We start from the raw sequence: 15,932 nt of genomic DNA, 5'->3' as shown, positions 1-15,932 counted from the left end.
GCGGGCAGGCAATCGAGCCCTCGGCGCCGGTCCGTCGACGTGACGTTCACCATCACCGGGCGTCACCTAGCGGGACAGCGGCGTCCCGCACACGTCCCGCGCGTGGTGCTCGAGGGCCGCCATCGCCTCGACCGTGCGCGCGGAGCCGGCCCGGCGGGCGGCGGCCTCGATGGTCCGACGCGCGTGGCGGTCGAGACCGACCGGCGGCTTGCGTGCGTCGTACGACGACGCGTCCACGCCGTGGTCGGCCAGGACCTGCCGGAGGTCGCGCAGCGGGTCGATCACCGCGGCCCAGTCGTCGGCGATGTCGCCCGGGGCCTCGTCGGCCAGGGCGGCCAGCAGCAGGAGGAGGGCGAGCCGCCTCACGCGCCCAGGGACCGGACGGCGTCGTTGCCGCGCAGGGCCGCGTCGCGCAGGGCCGTGACGTCGGGGCCGGCCCGCAGCACCTCGCGCGAGGAGCTGGGCAGCGCCCAGCGGGCGGCGGCGCCGAAGACCCGGGCGAGGTCGTCGGTCGTGCCACCCTGGGCGCCGTAGCCGGGCACGAGGAAGGGGCCGTTGATGTCGAGGTCCTCGTCGTGGTCGGCGATGGTGGCGCCGACGACGGCACCGAACGACCCGACGGGGTCCGCACCGGCGTTGAGCGCGCGCAGGTGGGCGAGCACCGTGCCGGCGACCGTGCCGTGCTCGGCGCGGGCCCGCTGCACCTCGGGTCCCTCCTTGTTGGAGGTCAGCGCGAGGACGAACAGCCCGCCGCCGTGCTCGTGGCAGGCCTCGACCATGGGGCCGAGCGAGCCGAACCCGAGGAACGGGCTCGCGGTGATCGCGTCCGCGGCCAGGGGCGAGGAGGGGTCGAGGTAGGCGTCGGCGTAGGCCTGGCTGGTCGAGCCGATGTCGCCGCGCTTGACGTCGAGCAGGACGAGCGCGCCGGCGTCGCGCGACTCGGCGACAACCCGCTCGAGGACGGCGACGCCCCTGCTGCCGAACCGCTCGTAGAACGCGCTCTGCGGCTTGACGACGCTGACGACCGGTGCCACCGCCTCCACCACCGTCAGCGCGAAGCGCTCGAGGGAGGCGACGTCGTCCGAGAGCCCCCACTCCTGCAGCAGGGCGGCGTGGGGGTCGATGCCGACGCAGAAGCGGCCGCGCTGGTCGACGGCCCGGGCCAGTCGGGTGCCGAAGGGGGTCATCGCATCTCCTCGGAGGTCGGCGTGAGGTGGTCCCGGAGCCGGGCGACGGTCGTGGGGTCGTGGAGCAGGGCGGTGCCCACCTGGACGGCGCTCGCACCGGCGGCGAGGTAGGCGCGGGCGGACGCGGCGTCACGGACGCCGCCGCACCCGATCGTGGGGACGCCGGGCAGCGCGTCCCGGACGGCGGTGACGCAGCGCAGCGCGATCGGTGCCACGGCCGGGCCGCTCAGACCCCCGGCTCGGCCGTCGGGGAAGGCGGCCGGGACGGCGTTGCCCACCACCACGGCCGTGGCGCCGGCCTCGTGGCAGGCGCGGGCGCCCTCGACGATCCGTGACACGTCCGGACGCAGCTTGGCCAGCACGGGTCGGTCGGCGGGGAACTCGCGGCGGACGGCGGCGACGACGCTGGCGGCGTGGAAGGGCTCGCGGACCTCGAACAGCCCGGCGCCCGCCTCGTCGGGGGCGCCGACGTTGACCTCGAGGCCGGCGACGCCCGGGGCCCGGCTCAGGCGCCGCGCGAGGTCGGCGTACTCCCCGATGGTGGCGCCGGCCACTGACACGGTGACCCGCACGCCGGCCCGCACGAGCCATGGCAGCTCAGTGGCGAGGAAGTGCTCGAGGCCGGGATTGGGCAGGCCGACGGCGTTGACCAGCCCGCCGGGCACCTCGACCAGGCGCGGCCCCGGGCCGCCGGGCCGGGCGTCGAGGGTGATGGACCGGGTGACGAGGTCGAGGCCGTCGAGGCCGGCCGGTCCGGCGTACGCCTCGAGCTCGCGACCGGTGCCGCCGCAGCCGGCGGCGACCATGACCGGTCCGGGGACCCGCGCGCTCACAGAGCGTCCCACCGGACGCGGTCGCCCCGGACGACCGGGCCCTCCGCGCAGGCCCGGACGACGCGGTCCACGCCGTCCTCCCCCACCACCGGCAGCGGGCAGCCGTGGCACAGCCCGGTGCCGCACGGCGTGGGCACCTCGACGGCGACCTGGCTCCACGCCCCGACCTGCTCGGCCGCGGACGCGGCGCTGCGGAGGACGTCGGTGGGGCCGGCGGCGTAGACGACGTCGGCCCGGCTGCGGCGGACCAGGTCGTCGAGGTGGTCGGCGGCCGTGCCGCGCTGGCCCACCGACCCGTCGGCGGTGAGCACGGTGACCGAGCGCACCGAGCGGCGGGCCTCGAGCGCGGAGAGCAGGTGCGCCTCGTCGGGGGCCGACACGACGAGCGACACGGCGCAGCCGCGCTCGCGCAACCGCTCGGCGAGCGGGAACAGCGGTGCTGCGGCGTAGCCCTCGCCGACCAGCAGGCAGGACACCGCCTCCTTGGGCAGCGCGAACGGACGGCCCAGCGGCCCCGTGACGGCGACCTTCGTGCCGACCGGCTGGGCCGCCAGCCACGCGGTGCCGCTCCCCCGTACGTCGACGACGACGTCGAGCGTCGGTCCGAAGGCGGAGGAGGCGCGGACGCGGTGGATCCACAGGGCACGCCGGGCCACGTGGCCCTCCACGGTCACCGCCACGAAGCTGCCGGCGCGGAACCGCTCGGGGACCCCCGGCGCGGTGAGCGTGAGGTGGCGGTAGCCGCCGACCCGCTTGGTGGCGACCACCTCGCCGTCGACGTGGACCGGGCCGCGCGGCTCCGCCGGGCGCTCAGCCATCGCCGCCGTCATCGCCGCCGTCATCGCGGTCAGGCATCCGCGGCGAGCCCCCGCACGATGCGTCGCGGCCAGAGCGGGCCCTCGTAGACGAAGGCGGTGTAGGCCTGGAGCAGGTCGGCGCCGGCGGCGAGGCGGCGGCGGGCGTCGTCGAGGGTGGTGACCCCACCGACGCCGATCAGCGTCAGGTCGGGACCGACCCGGTCGCGCAGCATCCGCACCACGGCCTCGGAGCGGTGGGTCAGGGGGCGGCCGCTGAGGCCACCGGCGCCGGTGGCCTCGACGGTGTCCGCGCTGCTGGCCAGCCCGTCACGGCTGATGGTCGTGTTGGTGGCGATGATCCCGTCGAGGCCGCTCGCGACGGCGAGGTCGGCGACGGCGAGGACGTCGTCGTCGCTGAGGTCGGGCGCGATCTTCACCAGCAGCGGGACCCGGTCGTGGGGCCGGACCTCGTCGGCGCGACGGCGTACGGCGGCGAGCAGGGGCTCGAGCTTCTCGACGGCCTGCAGGTCGCGCAGGCCGGGCGTGTTGGGCGAGGACACGTTGACGACGAGGTAGTCGGCGTGGGGGGCGAGCAGGCCGGCGGACTTCTCGTAGTCGCGCGCGGCCTCCTCCTCGGGGACGACCTTGGTCTTGCCGATGTTGACCCCGAGGATCGGGGGTGGCGCACCGGGAGACGTGGCGAACCCGTTGCGCCGGGCGGCCCGGCGGCTCCGCTCGTGGTGCGCGTCCCGCCAGGCGGTCAGGCGTCGGGCGACCACCTCGGCGCCGTCGTTGTTGAAGCCCATCCGGTTGACGATCGCGCGGTCGGCGGTCAGCCGGAAGAGCCGCGGGCGCGGGTTGCCCGGCTGCGCCTCGCCGGTGACCGTGCCGACCTCGACGTGGCCGAAGCCCAGCGCGGCGAGGCCGTCGATCCCCACGGCGTTCTTGTCGAAGCCCGCGGCCAGGCCGAGCGGGTGCGGGAACCGCAGGCCCATCGCGTGGACCGGGGCACCCGGCACCCGCACCGCGCGCCGGGTGAGCGGACCCGCGGCCCGAATCGCCCGGAACGCCGCGTGGTGGATGCGCTCGGGGTCGGCCCGCGTCAGGGCCTGCTCGAAGACGACGTCGTAGGGGCGCACGACTCAGGCGGTCCGCTCGCCGGCGCCGCGCAGCCGGGCCGCCCAGTCCTGCAGCGAGCACACCCCGATGTCGCCGCGGCGCATCGCCTCCAGGCCCTGCACCGCGGCACCGAGGCCCTGGATGGTGGTGATGCACGGGATGTCGGTGGACACGGCGGCCGTGCGGATGTCGTAGCCGTCCATCCGCGGCGAGCCGCCGCTCGTCGCGCCGTGCGGGGTGTTGATGACGAGGTCGACCTCACGGGCCCAGATGAGCCCCACGATCGTCGGCTCGCCGTCGGGGCCGGGGCCCTCGGAGTGCTTGCGGACCACGGTCGCCTGCACCCCGTTGCGGCGCAGCACCTCGGCGGTGCCGGCGGTCGCGAGGATCTCGAAGCCCATGTCGGCGATCTGCTTGACCGGGAAGATCATGTGCCGCTTGTCGCGGTTGGCGACCGAGACGAACACCTTGCCCGACAGCGGGAGGGAGCCGTAGGCGGCGGCCTGCGCCTTGGCGAAGGCGGTGCCGAAGAAGGCGTCGAACCCCATCACCTCGCCGGTCGAGCGCATCTCCGGCCCGAGCAGGGCGTCGACGGTGCGGCCGTCGGCGGTCTTGAAGCGGTCGAACGGCATGACCGCCTCCTTGACCGCGATCGGCGAGCCGTCGGCGAGGTGGCCGCCGTCGCCCTCGGCGGGCAGGACCCCGGCCGTGCGCAGGTCGGCGATCGACTCGCCGAGCATGACCCGGGCCGCCGCCTTCGCCAGCGGCGTCGCCGTGGCCTTGGAGACGAACGGCACGGTCCGCGAGGCGCGCGGGTTGGCCTCCAGGACGTAGAGCACGTCGGAGGCGAGGGCGTACTGGATGTTGAGCAGGCCACGGACGTCGAGCCCGCGCGCGATCGCCTCGGTGGAGCGGCGGATGCGGTCGATCTCCTCGCGGCCCAGCGTGATCGGCGGCAGCGCGCACGAGGAGTCGCCCGAGTGGATGCCGGCCTCCTCGATGTGCTCCATCACGCCGCCGAGGAAGAGCTCCTCGCCGTCGAAGATGGCGTCGACGTCGATCTCGACCGCGTCGTCGAGGAACCGGTCCACGAGCACGGGCTGGCGCTCGCTGATGAGCCCGTTGGCGACGTACTTCTCGAGGTAGGCCTCGAGCGCGCCGTCGTCGTAGACGATCTCCATGCCACGCCCACCGAGCACGTAGGACGGACGCACCAGGACGGGGTAGCCGATCTCGTGCGCGATCCGCTGCGCCTGGGGGTACGACGTCGCGGTGCCGTGCTTGGGCGCCGGGAGGCCCGCGTCGGCGAGGACCCGGCCGAACGCGCCCCGCTCCTCGGCGAGGTGGATCGACTCCGGGGTGGTGCCGACGATGGGCACGCCGGCGTCGGCGAGGCCCTGGGCCAGGCCGAGCGGCGTCTGCCCGCCGAGCTGGCACACCACGCCCGCGACCGGGCCGGCCTGCTGCTCGGCGTGCACGATCTCGAGGACGTCCTCCAGCGTGAGCGGCTCGAAGTAGAGCCGGTCGGAGGTGTCGTAGTCGGTGCTCACCGTCTCCGGGTTGCAGTTGACCATGATCGTCTCGTAGCCGGCCTCGGCCAGCGCCAGGGAGGCGTGGACGCAGCTGTAGTCGAACTCGATGCCCTGGCCGATGCGGTTCGGGCCGGAGCCGAGGATGATCACGGCCTCCTTGCCCTCCGCCCGGGGCTGCACCTCGGTCTCCTCGTCGTAGGACGAGTAGTGGTAGGGCGTGCGGGCGGCGAACTCGGCCGCGCAGGTGTCGACGGTCTTGAAGACCGGCCGGATCCCGAGCGCGTGGCGCACCCCGCGCACGACGTCGGAGCTCAGGCCGCGGATCCGCCCGACCTGCTCGTCGGAGAAGCCGTGCCGCTTGGCCAGGCGCAGCAGCTCGGGGGTCAGCTCGCGGGCGTCGATGAGCTGCACCGCGACCTCGTTGATGAGCGCGAGCTGGTCGACGAACCACGGGTCGATCGCGGTGGCGTCGAAGATCTCCTCCGGCGTCGCGCCGGCCCGGATGGCGTCCATGACCTTCTTGAGGCGACCGTCGTGCGGGACCTTGATCTCCTCGAGCAGCGCCGCCTTCGAGGCGGGGGTGGCGAGGTCGTCGTCGAAGTGCTTGTGCCAGTCGAAGGGGGCGTGCTTGCTCTCCAGCGAGCGGAGCGCCTTCTGCAGCGCCTCGGTGAAGTTGCGGCCGATGGCCATCGCCTCGCCGACCGACTTCATGTGGGTGGTCAGCGTCGGGTCGGCCTCGGGGAACTTCTCGAACGCGAAGCGCGGCACCTTCACCACGACGTAGTCGAGGGCCGGCTCGAACGACGCCGGGGTCTCCTCGGTGATGTCGTTGCGGATCTCGTCGAGGGTGTAGCCGATGGCGACCTTGGCGGCGATCTTGGCGATCGGGAAGCCGGTGGCCTTGGAGGCCAGCGCGGAGGACCGCGAGACGCGCGGGTTCATCTCGATGACGATCAGCCGGCCGTCGGCGGGGTTGACGGCGTACTGGATGTTGCAGCCACCGGTGTCGACGCCGACCGCGCGGATGATGCCGATCGCGAGGTCGCGCATCTTCTGGTACTCGCGGTCGGTGAGCGTCATGGCGGGCGCGACGGTGATCGAGTCGCCGGTGTGCACGCCCATCGGGTCGAGGTTCTCGATCGAGCAGACGATGACGGTGTTGTCGGCGCGGTCGCGCATGACCTCGAGCTCGTACTCCTTCCAGCCGAGGATCGACTCCTCGAGGAGCACCTCGGTGGTCGGGCTGGCGGCGAGGCCGGAGCCGCCGATGCGGCGCAGGTCGGCCTCGTCGTAGGCCATGCCCGAGCCGGTGCCGCCCATGGTGAAGGACGGACGCACCACCATCGGGTAGCCCAGCTCGTCGGCCGCCGCGAGGAGGTCGTCCACCGTGTGGCAGATGACGCTGCGGGCGGACTCGCCACCGAGCTGCTCGACGATCTTCTTGAACTGCTGGCGGTTCTCGCCGCGCTCGATCGCCTCGATCGACGCGCCGATGAGCTCCACGCCGTACTTCTCGAGCGTGCCCGCCTTGTCGAGCGCCATCGCGCAGTTGAGCGCCGTCTGCCCGCCGAGGGTGGCCAGCAGGGCGTCGGGGCGCTCCTTGGCGATCACCTTCTCGACGTAGTCGGGCGTGATCGGCTCGACGTACGTCGCGTCCGCGAACTCGGGGTCGGTCATGATCGTGGCCGGGTTGGAGTTGACCAGCACGACCCGCAGGCCCTCCTGCCGCAGCACGCGGCAGGCCTGGGTGCCGGAGTAGTCGAACTCCGCCGCCTGGCCGATGATGATTGGCCCGGAGCCGATGACCAGGACGCTCCTGATGTCGGTGCGCTTCGGCATCAGCGAGCTCCCTCGTGGTCGGTGCTGCGGTCGGTGCTGCGGTCGGTGCTGGTGCTGGTGCTGGTGCTGGTGCTGGTCCGGCCGGACGAGCCGGCCATCAGGTCGGTGAACCGGTCGAAGAGGTACGCCGCGTCGTGCGGGCCCGCCGCGGACTCCGGGTGGTACTGCACGGAGAACGCCGTGAGGTTGCCCTCGGCGTCGCGCAGCTCGAGGCCCTCGACGACGTCGTCGTTGAGGCACACGTGGCTGACCGCGGCCTCCCCGAGCTCGGTCGTGGTCGTCCCGGTCAGCGGCGCGTCGACGGCGAACCCGTGGTTGTGCGAGGTCACCTCGACCTTGCCGGTCGTGCGGTCCATGACCGGCTGGTTGATGCCGCGGTGCCCGTACGTGAGCTTGTAGGTGCCGAACCCGAGCGCCCGGCCGAAGAGCTGGTTGCCGAAGCAGATCCCGAAGTAGGGGATCCCGGCGCGCAGCGCGTCCTGGAGCAGCTCGACCTGCCCGGTCGTCGCGGCGGGGTCGCCCGGCCCGTTGGAGAAGAACAGCCCGTCGGGGCCGACGGCCTGGACGTCCTCGAGGCTGGCCGTGGCGGGCAGCACGTGCACCTCGATGCCGCGCTCGCTCATCATGCGCGGGGTGTTGGCCTTGATGCCGAGGTCGACCGCTGCGACGGTGAAGCGCTTCTCGCCCTGCGCAGGCACGACGTAGGCCTCGGGGGTGCTGACCGCCTCGCTGAGGTTGGCACCGACCATCTCGCCGGACTCCCGCACGCGGGCGAGCAGCCGGTCGACGTCGGTCTCGGTGGTGGAGATGCCGACCCGCATCGCGCCCCGCTCGCGCAGGTGCCGGGTGAGGGCGCGGGTGTCGACGCCACTGATCCCCACGACACCCTGGTCGCGCAGGTCGTCGGCGAGCGTCCGCACGCTGCGCCAGCTCGACGGGACCCGGGCCGGGTCGCGCACGACGTAGCCGGCGACCCAGATGCGCGACGACTCGGTGTCCTCGTCGTTCATGCCGGTGTTGCCGACGTGCGGGGCCGTCATGACGACGACCTGGCGGTGGTAGCTGGGGTCGGTCAGCGTCTCCTGGTAGCCGGACATGCCGGTGGAGAAGACCGCTTCGCCGAAGGTCTCGCCCTCGGCGCCGAAGGACTCACCGCGGAAGACGCGGCCGTCCTCGAGGACCATCAGGGCCGGGACGGGCGGGGTCCGGTGGGGCAGATTCCGGGCAGGCGATGCCATGCCGTACCTCCTTCTCCGCCTCACGGGACGGATCGTTAAAGGATGTTCGAGCCGTCGCAGACCCTACCAGCGGACCCGCCCCGCGACGGCATCCCGTCCACGAGCCGGCGGGCCCTGCGACCCCTCACCAGCGCCGGTCCTCACCAGGCCGTCAACGCCAGTGCGGACCCCTCCCAGCGCCGGCGCAGCCAGCGGTCGTGCGAGGCCAGCACGACGCCTCCCGGAGATGTGGCGAGCGCCTCCTCGAGCTCGCCGGCCAGCGCGAGGGACACGTGGTTGGTCGGCTCGTCGAGGAGCAGCAGGTCCGGTGCGGCCGCGATCGCCACCGCCAGGCCGAGGCGGCGTCGCTGGCCCACCGACAGGCTGCCGACCGGCGTGCGGTGGTCCCGCGGGTGCAGCAGGCCGAGGTCGCGCAGGGCGGGCGGGTCGAGGAGGTCACGCACCGCGGCGTCGTACGTCACCCCGGCCGAGCGCGCCGGGTCGTCCACCTCCGGGTCCTGGGTGAGCTCGCGGACCGTGCGCGCGGAGACGTCGACCGAGCCGCCGGTGGGTGTGAGCCGGCCGGACAGCACCCCGAGGAGCGTCGACTTGCCCGAGCCGTTGGGGCCGGTCACCAGCAGGTGCTCCCCCGCCGCCAGGTCGAGACGGGCCAGGCGCAACCGACCGCGCACCTCGGCGTCGCGGACCTGGACGAGGCGTCCGGTCGCCGCCGCGGTGAGGTCGCCGCGGAAGGACAGCGGCACGGGCGGCTTGCGCACCTGCTCGCGCTCGGCGACCTCGAGCCGGCGCTGCGCGTCCTTCTTGCGCCGGGCCAGCGCCTGCTCGACCCGCCCGCCCTTGAAGGAGTAGATGAACTTGTCGCCGTCACGAGGGCCGCGGTCGTGGGCGATGGCGCCGGTGCCGATCCGCGTCCCCTCGCGCAGCCGGGCGATCTCCTCCTGCTGCGCGGCCCACGTCTCCTCCCACCGCCGCCGGGCGTCGGCCCGCGCGGCTTCGTACGCCGACCAGCCGCCGCCGAACCGACGCCCGCCCCTGCCGTCGGTGCCGAGGGCGCCGGCGTCGAGGTCGACGAGGTCGGTGCACACGTCGTCCAGCAGCACGCGGTCGTGGCTAGCCAGGAGGACGACCCCGGGCAGGTCGCGCAGGAACGCGGTCAGCACCTCGACCGCGTCGTCGTCGAGGTGGTTGGTCGGCTCGTCCAGCAGCAGGCACGCCGGCCGCGTCGTCATGATCGTCGCCAGCGCCAGCCGGGTGCGCTGGCCGCCCGACAGGGTGGCGACGACGCGGTCCGGGTCGAGGCCGTCGAGCCCGAGGCGGGCCGCGGCGAGCGCCGCGCGCCGGTCGGCGTCCCAGGCGTCGTGCGCCACGGCGTGCTCCAGCGCCCGCTCGTACGCCGCGTCGCCCTCGGCCGTGCCGACGCGGCCGGCGGACCGCTCGACCTCGACGACGGCCGTCCGCAGCGGCTCGAGCGTCATCGCCAGCACCTCCGCGACCGTGGCCGTGTCACGGAACGGCGGCTCCTGGCCGAGCAGCACGAGGTCGTCCGGCGCCGTGACCGTGCCGGTGACCCGGGCCCGGGCCGGGAGCCTGCCGGCGACGGCCCGCAGCAGGGTCGACTTGCCGACGCCGTTCTCGCCGACGAGCCCGATGCGCCGACCGGGCTGGGCCAGCAGGTCGACGTCGCTGAGCACCGCGCGGTCGGGATAGGCGACCGACAGCCCGCCGACGACGAGCGGCGCGAGGGTGCCGGAGGAGGGCGGGGCCGAGGTGGCCGAGGTGGTGGAGGGGGTGGGATGGGTGGCAGGCATGCGGACGTCCTCGAGGGTCAGGGGAGGACTCGCCGGGCACCGGGCGCCGGAGGGGCGCCGCCGCGGTCGCGAGTCGGGTCAGTCCTGGATCCACATGGTGCCCACGAGCCTAGGCGCCCTCCGGGCCGGCCGCCAACCGATTTCGTCGCGCCCGGTTTCCCGGCGCTGCGACGGGGCAGCATCGCGTCATGACGCACACGACGCCCCTCCGGTCCCGCCGCGCCACCTCCGGCGCTGCTCTCCTCTCCGCCTCCCTCACCTGCGCCCTGCTCGTGGGCGCGGCACCGTCGCACGCCGACGTGGTCCTCGACTGCATGGGCGGCTCGGTGACGGTGGCCGAGAGCACCGAGACGGTGACGATCACCGGCGTCTGCGTCGACGTGGTCGTGTCGGGCAGCAACACCTCGGTGACGATGCCGGCGGCCGCGAGCCTCACGGTCACCGGCGCCAACACCGACGTCGTGGCCAGCGGCCACCTCGGGACCGTGTCCGTCGCCGGCGGCAACAGCAGCGTCCGGGGCCCGAGCGCGGGCGACGTGACGCTGGCGAGGGGCAACGACTCCGCCGCCTTCACCGGCACGGTCGGGCGCGTGGAGCTGCGGGAGGGCAACGTCAGCCTCCGTGCGGACCGCACCGGTGACGTCCTGGTCAGGACGTCGAACGCGAGCCTGCGTGCCGGACGCGCGAACGCCGTGGTCGTCCGCGGCGCCAACAACAAGGTGCGGCTGACCCGGCTGCCCTCGCTCAGGGTGGTCGGTCCCAACAACCTGGTGGTGGTGAGCGAGGGCCGGACGAAGGTGTCCGTCCGGGGCGCCAACAACCGCATCCGGGTCAACCGGGAGGCCTGAGGGCCGCCGGCGCTCAGCCCACGAAGATGCAGAACGGGTGACCCTCGGGGTCGGCGAGGACCCAGAGCGGCTCGTCCGGGTCGTCGGTGCGGTCGAGCAGGACGGTGGCACCGAGCGCGACCGCCCGGTCGTGCTGGGCGGCCAGCTCGGCGAGGTCGGTGACGGTGAGGTCGAGGTGCAGCTGCTGCGGCACGTCCTGGCTGGGCCAGGTGCTGCGGGGCTGCTCGGCGACCTGCTGGACGGCGAGGCAGCGCCGGCCGTCGGGGTGGGTGAGGACGAGCCAGTCGGCGTCGTCCGCCGCGGGGCCCTCGGGAGGGACCTCGTCGCCCGCTCGGTAGACCAGCCCGAGCAGCTCACGCCAGAACTCCGCCTCCCGGCGTACGTCCACGGCGTCGAGGACGGTGTGCAGCAGCCGGGGGTGCGCGGCCATCAGTAGAGGCCCCGGTCGTAGTTCTCCGGGCGGTAGTAGTCCTCCAGCTCGGCCAGCCCCTGGCCGGCGACCGGCTCCAGCTCGTGGGCGATCACCGCGCGGGCGGGCACCGCGTCGGGCGTCCACGACGCGGGCTCCCACAGCCGGGAGCGGCGGAAGGCCTTGGCGCAGTGGAAGAAGAGGGTCTCGACGTCCACGACGAGCGCCAGGACCGGTCGCCGGCCGCGCACGGCCAGGTCGTCGAAGAACGGGGCGTCGGTCACCAGGCGACCGCGGCCGTTCACCCGCAGGGTGTCGCCGCGACCCGGCACCACGAAGAGCAGGCCGACGTGGGGGTTCTCGAGGAGGTTCAGGTAGCCGTCGACGCGGCGGTTGCCCGGGCGCTCCGCGATCGCGATCGTGGTGTCGTCGACGACGTGGACCAGCGAGCCCGCCGGGTCGCCCTTCGGGCTCGCGTCGCAGCGACCGGACGCGTCCGCGGTCGACAGGACGCAGAACGGCGAGGCGGCCAGCCACGCGCGGTCGATGTCGGTGAGGCGCGAGCGCTCCTTGGTGCGGGCCCGCTCCGCCGGCGTGCCGAGGAGCGCCTCGAGCTGCTCGGGAGTCGTGATCACGGACGGTGCCGGCGCGGATGCCTCGCTGCTCATGGACCACCACGCTACGCCCGGCAGCGGCGGTCCGGTCGGTGACAGGATGGCCGCATGACGGCCTGGCTCCAGATCTTCCTCGACACGCCGGCAGACGAGGTCGAGCGCGCGGTCGCCTTCTGGTCGGCGGTCACCGGCTCGCAGCCGTCCGAGCGTCGCGGCGAGGACGGCCGGTTCCTCACGCTCGTGCCGGCGGCAGGGTCGGCGTACGTCAAGGTGCAGGCCGTGGCCGCACCGGCCGGCATCCACCTCGACCTCGACTCGCGCGACCGCCCGGCGGCCGTCGCCCGGGCGCGGGCGCTCGGGGCGACGCCGGCGTGGACCTACGAGGGCGTGGAGGTGATGCGCTCCCCCGGCGGCTTCACGTTCTGCCACACGCTCGTCGAGGGCGAGCCGGCGCTGGTGCGGGACGGCTCGACGATCCTCGACCAGGTCTGCCTCGACGTCCCGGACGCCCACTGGGAGTCGGAGGTCGCCTTCTGGCGCGACCTCACCGGACGCGAGCTGCAGCAGGCGACCGGACCCGGGTTCACGCGGCTGGTGGCACCGGACCAGCCGCGGATCCTGCTGCAGCACCTCGGCGAGCCCGACGGACCCGTGCGGGCCCACCCCGACCTCGCCTCAGCCGACCGCGCCGGCGACACCGAGCGCCACGTGGCGCTCGGTGCCCGGCTCGTTCGCGTGAACGACTTCTGGACGGTGCTGACCGCCCCGGGCGGACAGGTCTACTGCCTCACCGACCGCGACCCGGCGACCGGCGTGGTCGGCTGAGCGCGAGGTCAGGCGTCGACCAGCGCGCCGTCGCGCACGGTGACGCGGCCGGCGTACACCGTGTGCACCACCCGCGAGGTGAGGCTGCGCCCGTGCCAGGGGTTGTTGCGCGAGAGCGACGCCGAGGCGTCGCGGTCGACCGTGAGCGCCGCGTCGGGCTCCACCAGCACGACGTGCGCCGGTGAGCCCGGCGTCAGCGGCCGGCCCTGGTCGGCGAGGCCGGCGATGCGGGCGGGCGTCGCCGACATGACCCGCGCGACGTCGGGCCACGACAGCTGCGGCAGCGCCGTGCGTACGACGGCCAGCGCGGTCTCGAGGCCGACCATGCCGAACGCGGCGTCGACGAACGCGTGCTCCTTGTCGTGGCGGGCGTGCGGCGCGTGGTCGGTGGCGACCGCGTCGATCGTGCCGTCGGCGAGGGCCTCGCGCAGCGCGTCCACGTCCTCCTGCGGGCGCAGCGGCGGGTTGACCTTGTAGGTCGGGTCGTAGCCGGCGAGCAGGTCGGTGGTCAGGAGGAGGTGGTGCGGGGTCACCTCGGCGGTCACCGACCACGTCCCGTCACGCTCCGCCCGCGCCTTCGCCCACCGCAGCACGTCGACGGATCCGGCGGTGGAGACGTGGGCGACGTGCACCCGCGAGCCGGTGTGCCGCGCGAGCATCACGTCGCGGGCCACGATGACCTCCTCGGCGATGCCGGGCCAGCCGGGCAGGCCGAGCCGGCCCGACAGCTCGCCCTCGTGGCAGCACGCGGCCGGACCGGCGAGCGACGGGTCCTGGGAGTGCTGCGACACCACGCCGCCGAACGCCTTGACGTACTCCAGCGCCCGGCGCATCACGCGGGCGTCGTGGACGCACCTGCCGTCGTCGGAGAAGACGGTGACGCCCGCGCGGGAGCGGTGCATGAGCCCGAGCTCGGCGAGCTCCTCGCCGCCGAGTCCCCGGGTGACCGCGCCGACGGGCTGGACGTGGACGAGGCCGGCCTCGCGACCGAGCTCCCACACACGCGTCGCCGCCTCGGCGGTGTCGGTGACCGGCGTCGTGTTGGCCATCGCCAGAACAGCGGTGTAGCCGCCCAGCGCCGCCGCGCGCGACCCGGTCAGGATCGTCTCCGCGTCCTCGCGGCCCGGCTCGCGCAGGTGCGTGTGCAGGTCGACGAGGCCGGGCAGCGCGACGAGGCCGGCGGCGTCGATCCGCTCCGCCCCCGCGGGCGCCGAGTCCACGAGCATCCCGTGGTCGTCGACGTAGAGGTCGGTGGTCCCCTCGCCCAGCAGCGAGGCTCCCTCGATCACCAGCGACATCAGGCCATCCCTCCTTCGGACTCTCCGGCGAGCAGGTGGTAGAGCACGGCCATCCGGACCGCCAGGCCGCTGGACACCTGCTCCAGCACGACCGACTGGGCGGCGTCCGCGGCGTCCGCGGCGATCTCGAGGCCCCGGTTCATCGGCCCGGGGTGGCAGATCGGCACGTCCGGGCCGAGCACGGCGAGCCGGTCGCGCGTCAGGCCGTAGCCGACCGTGTACTCCCGCGGGCTCGGGAAGTAGGCACCGGTCATCCGCTCGCGCTGCACCCGCAGCATCATCACCGCGTCCGGACCGCCGTCGCGCCGCAGCACGTCGTCGAGGTCGTACGACGTATCGAACCCGGCCGCGGCCGACCACGCGCCGACGCCGCTGGGCATCAGCGTGGGCGGCGCCACCACGGTGACGCGGGCACCGAGCCTGGTCAGGCACTGGATGTTGGAGCGGAAGACCCGGCTGTGGGTGAGGTCGCCGACGATCGCCACGTGGCGCCCCTCGAGGGAGCCGAGGCGGCGCTGCAGCGTGTAGGCGTCGAGGAGCGCCTGCGTGGGGTGCTCGTGCGTGCCGTCGCCGGCGTTGACGACCGAGGCGTCGACCCACTCGCTGACCTGGAGCGCCGCGCCGCTGGCCGGGTGCCGGATGACGAGCCCGTCCACGCCCATCGCGCAGACGGTGAGCACGGTGTCGCGCAGGCTCTCGCCCTTGGACGTGCTGGACCCCTTGGCGCTGACGTTGATGACGTCGGCGGAGAGCCACTTGCCGGCGATCTCGAACGACGAGCGGGTGCGGGTGGAGTCCTCGAAGAACATGTTGACGACCGTGCGGCCGCGCAGCGCCGGCAGCTTCTTGACCTCGCGGCGCTGCACGTCGTGCATGTCGGCGGCGGTCTCGAAGAGCTGCTGGATGGCGTCGGCCGACAGGTCGTCGACGGAGAGCAGGTGCTTCACGAGATCGTCACCTCGTCGGTGCCGTCGACCTCGCTGAGCCGGACGCTGACCCGCTCGGCGAGCGCGCTCGGCAGGTTCTTGCCGACGTGGTCGGCGCGGATCGGGAGCTCGCGGTGGCCGCGGTCCACCAGGACGGCGAGGCGTACGGCGGAGGGCCGGCCGAGGTCGGCGAGGGCGTCGAGCGCGGCCCGGATCGTCCGGCCGGAGAAGAGCACGTCGTCGACGAGCACGACCACCTTGCGGTCGATCCCGCCGGGAGGCAGGGCCGTCTTGTGGGCGCGCCGGGTGGGCTGGGAGCGCAGGTCGTCGCGGTACATCGTCACGTCGAGCTCGCCGACCGCGACGGGCGCGCCCTCGACGGTGGCGATCTTGTCGGCGATGCGCCGGGCCAGCGGCACGCCGCGGGTGTGCAGGCCGAGCAGCACCAGGTCGGTGGCGCCCTTGTTGCGCTCGAGCAGCTCGTGCGAGATCCGGGTCAGCGCCCGGGAGATGTCACGGGCGTCGAGGACGGTGCGGTCGGCCCGCTCGGGGCCGGTCCCGGGGCTGGTCTCGTCGGTGGTGGCAGGCATGTGCGCGCCGGACCTCCTTCTCCGCCTCACGGGACGGCTCGTTAAAGGATGTCGATCGGGGGCGACCCT

The 15,932-nt window shown here is 74.2% G+C and carries 15 protein-coding genes; 2 read left to right on the top strand and 13 right to left on the bottom strand.

Translation table 11 applies throughout. The annotated features are described in order from the left end of the window. Positions 1 to 66: 66 nt before the first annotated feature. The 8 genes from SHK17_RS09715 to SHK17_RS09680 form a co-directional block, all read right to left on the bottom strand. The gene (locus SHK17_RS09715) at positions 67 to 366 is read right to left on the bottom strand and encodes a hypothetical protein (protein ID WP_322921900.1); all 300 of its coding nucleotides are present in this window, start codon (positions 364 to 366) and stop codon (positions 67 to 69) included. Then, complete coding sequence (gene pyrF, locus SHK17_RS09710) at positions 363 to 1,187, bottom strand: orotidine-5'-phosphate decarboxylase (protein ID WP_172272530.1); 825 nt, start codon at positions 1,185 to 1,187, stop codon at positions 363 to 365. Before pyrF ends, SHK17_RS09715 begins: the two co-directional genes overlap by 4 nt. Next, positions 1,184 to 2,020, bottom strand: coding sequence for a nitronate monooxygenase (locus SHK17_RS09705; RefSeq protein ID WP_172272533.1), 837 nt, complete (start codon positions 2,018 to 2,020; stop codon positions 1,184 to 1,186). Before SHK17_RS09705 ends, pyrF begins: the two co-directional genes overlap by 4 nt. Then, complete coding sequence (locus SHK17_RS09700; protein WP_322921899.1) at positions 2,017 to 2,838, bottom strand: iron-sulfur cluster-binding protein; 822 nt, start codon at positions 2,836 to 2,838, stop codon at positions 2,017 to 2,019. The genes SHK17_RS09705 and SHK17_RS09700 overlap by 4 nt, the downstream gene beginning before the upstream one ends. Positions 2,839 to 2,867: 29 nt before the next feature. Continuing rightward, positions 2,868 to 3,956 (bottom strand): quinone-dependent dihydroorotate dehydrogenase, encoded by a 1,089-nt coding sequence (locus SHK17_RS09695; protein WP_322921898.1) that lies wholly within the window; start codon positions 3,954 to 3,956, stop codon positions 2,868 to 2,870. A gap of 3 nt (positions 3,957 to 3,959) precedes the next feature. Beyond that, a complete protein-coding gene (gene carB, locus SHK17_RS09690) occupies positions 3,960 to 7,307 on the bottom strand; it encodes a carbamoyl-phosphate synthase large subunit (protein WP_322921897.1) in 3,348 nt (1,115 codons plus the stop codon). After that, positions 7,307 to 8,545, bottom strand: coding sequence for a glutamine-hydrolyzing carbamoyl-phosphate synthase small subunit (gene carA / locus SHK17_RS09685; protein ID WP_322921896.1), 1,239 nt, complete (start codon positions 8,543 to 8,545; stop codon positions 7,307 to 7,309). Before carA ends, carB begins: the two co-directional genes overlap by 1 nt. 140 nt (positions 8,546 to 8,685) lie before the next feature. After that, the gene (locus SHK17_RS09680) at positions 8,686 to 10,353 is read right to left on the bottom strand and encodes an ATP-binding cassette domain-containing protein (protein WP_322921895.1); all 1,668 of its coding nucleotides are present in this window, start codon (positions 10,351 to 10,353) and stop codon (positions 8,686 to 8,688) included. A 188-nt stretch (positions 10,354 to 10,541) separates the two neighbouring features. Here SHK17_RS09680 and SHK17_RS09675 point away from each other — a divergent pair, with 188 nt between their 5' ends. After that, complete coding sequence (locus SHK17_RS09675; protein ID WP_172272551.1) at positions 10,542 to 11,201, top strand: DUF3060 domain-containing protein; 660 nt, start codon at positions 10,542 to 10,544, stop codon at positions 11,199 to 11,201. Positions 11,202 to 11,214: 13 nt separating this feature from the next. On the opposite strand, the gene SHK17_RS09670 is transcribed toward SHK17_RS09675, so the two are convergent. Next, a complete protein-coding gene (locus tag SHK17_RS09670) occupies positions 11,215 to 11,631 on the bottom strand; it encodes a VOC family protein (protein WP_322921894.1) in 417 nt (138 codons plus the stop codon). Continuing rightward, the gene (locus SHK17_RS09665) at positions 11,631 to 12,278 is read right to left on the bottom strand and encodes an MSMEG_1061 family FMN-dependent PPOX-type flavoprotein (protein ID WP_322921893.1); all 648 of its coding nucleotides are present in this window, start codon (positions 12,276 to 12,278) and stop codon (positions 11,631 to 11,633) included. The genes SHK17_RS09670 and SHK17_RS09665 overlap by 1 nt, the downstream gene beginning before the upstream one ends. Positions 12,279 to 12,332: 54 nt before the next feature. On the opposite strand from SHK17_RS09665, the gene SHK17_RS09660 reads away from it, so the two are divergent. Then, entirely contained in the window at positions 12,333 to 13,049 is a 717-nt protein-coding gene (locus SHK17_RS09660; RefSeq protein WP_322921892.1) for a VOC family protein, read from the top strand. An 8-nt stretch (positions 13,050 to 13,057) separates the two neighbouring features. Here the strand turns inward: SHK17_RS09660 and SHK17_RS09655 are convergent, their stop codons facing one another. Genes SHK17_RS09655 through pyrR form a run of 3 tightly spaced genes read right to left on the bottom strand, consistent with a single transcriptional unit; the run spans position 13,058 to position 15,863 of the window. After that, positions 13,058 to 14,347 (bottom strand): dihydroorotase, encoded by a 1,290-nt coding sequence (locus SHK17_RS09655; protein WP_322921891.1) that lies wholly within the window; start codon positions 14,345 to 14,347, stop codon positions 13,058 to 13,060. Continuing rightward, complete coding sequence (locus SHK17_RS09650) at positions 14,347 to 15,294, bottom strand: aspartate carbamoyltransferase catalytic subunit (protein ID WP_322424153.1); 948 nt, start codon at positions 15,292 to 15,294, stop codon at positions 14,347 to 14,349. The genes SHK17_RS09655 and SHK17_RS09650 overlap by 1 nt, the downstream gene beginning before the upstream one ends. Beyond that, positions 15,291 to 15,863 carry a bifunctional pyr operon transcriptional regulator/uracil phosphoribosyltransferase PyrR gene (gene pyrR / locus SHK17_RS09645; RefSeq protein WP_172272569.1) on the bottom strand — a complete coding sequence of 191 codons (573 nt, stop codon included), beginning with the start codon at positions 15,861 to 15,863 and terminating at the stop codon, positions 15,291 to 15,293. Before pyrR ends, SHK17_RS09650 begins: the two co-directional genes overlap by 4 nt. Positions 15,864 to 15,932 lie beyond the last annotated feature (69 nt).

The sequence above is a fragment of the Nocardioides renjunii genome, from assembly GCF_034661175.1.
In the GTDB taxonomy this organism is placed as follows: domain Bacteria; phylum Actinomycetota; class Actinomycetes; order Propionibacteriales; family Nocardioidaceae; genus Nocardioides; species Nocardioides renjunii.
Note: the sequence above shows the minus strand (reverse complement) of the source record. Positions and strands in the feature narration are given on the sequence as shown.